The sequence below is a fragment of the Agrobacterium sp. 22-226-1 genome, assembly GCF_053522345.1.
This window is the reverse complement of sequence record NZ_JBNWCP010000054.1, coordinates 1-1,172: the sequence shown is the minus strand read 5'-3', so window position 1 is coordinate 1,172 and position 1,172 is coordinate 1. Positions and strand designations below refer to the sequence as shown.

Annotated in this window: 2 tRNA genes and 1 rRNA gene; all 3 read right to left on the bottom strand. The window is 53.0% G+C overall.

Annotation, left to right across the window (positions count from 1 at the left end):
* Positions 1-567: 567 nt before the first annotated feature.
* A tRNA-Ala gene (locus ACQZ5K_RS27035) sits at positions 568-643 on the bottom strand.
* A gap of 59 nt (positions 644-702) precedes the next feature.
* A tRNA-Ile gene (locus tag ACQZ5K_RS27030) sits at positions 703-779 on the bottom strand.
* A gap of 312 nt (positions 780-1,091) precedes the next feature.
* Positions 1,092-1,172 (bottom strand): 16S ribosomal RNA (locus ACQZ5K_RS27025); the annotation flags it as partial.

Genomic DNA, 1,172 nt, shown 5'->3' with positions numbered 1-1,172 from the left:
GCTTTTCGCAGCGTATCACGTCCTTCTTCGCCTGTGCATGCCAAGGCATCCACCAAATGCCCTTAATTCACTTCTTCGTTCTCATTGTCTATGCTCATCCATAGCCGTTCCAAAGGAACGGCAACCTGATTACCTTTTACAATCAAGTCAGTTCATGATGACATCGACGTGTCGGTACGGTCTCCTTTGAGGGCACGCCGGTGCACCTCGAAGCCATACCATTAAGACCAGCTTCTCGAGATATCATCCGGTGATGCGCGGTCAGGCAACATCAATCCAGCATTCCCGTCAGAGGAACCAAGGTTCCAACAACAAAAATGCCTAGGACAAGCGATCCTTCCTACCTCCAACCCCTCCACCAATTCCGGCCGACTAAGCCATCTCATGGTTTCTCAGGGATTGGTCTCGGACGTTTCAAACCTCAAGGGCTTAAAACACCTGGACGCTTCCAGACATATCTTCTCTTCACAATGTATTCAGAACAGGCATCAATCCTTGCGAATGATGCAAACTTTTATTTCTCCAGAAGGATATTCCCGCGCTACACACCCAAACCGCGTTAGCGATTGGTGGAGCTGAGCGGGATCGAACCGCTGACCCCCTGCTTGCAAAGCAGGTGCTCTCCCAGCTGAGCTACAGCCCCAACCATCGCAAACACCCGACAGTCAAACCGCCAGGGATCAGGTAAATTCAGCAAACCAATGGTGGGCCCGGGAAGACTTGAACTTCCGACCCCACGCTTATCAAGCGTGTGCTCTAACCAACTGAGCTACGGGCCCATCCAACCGAACATACGAAGCGTCCAACTGGACACCCATACAGGCCAGAGGCCGTCGCCGGTCATCCGGCGCCCCCGCGGAGTGCCGCCCAAAGGGCGAACAGCACGTGAGCGCAAACCAAAGGTTTATATCCTTCTTGAAGAAAGAGAAACGTGGACGGCGAACCTCGCCATACCAATCCGATTGCCGAAGCAATTCCGTGGCGTATTACGTTTCGATGGTCACCTGACTGGTGCCATCTATGTTCTAAAAAGCACGGGAAGGTTCATCCTGTTCAAGACAGGCGTCTTACCGGTTCCACAGCTTCCTTAGAAAGGAGGTGATCCAGCCGCAGGTTCCCCTACGGCTACCTTGTTACGACTTCACCCCAGTCGCTGACCCTACCGTGGTTAG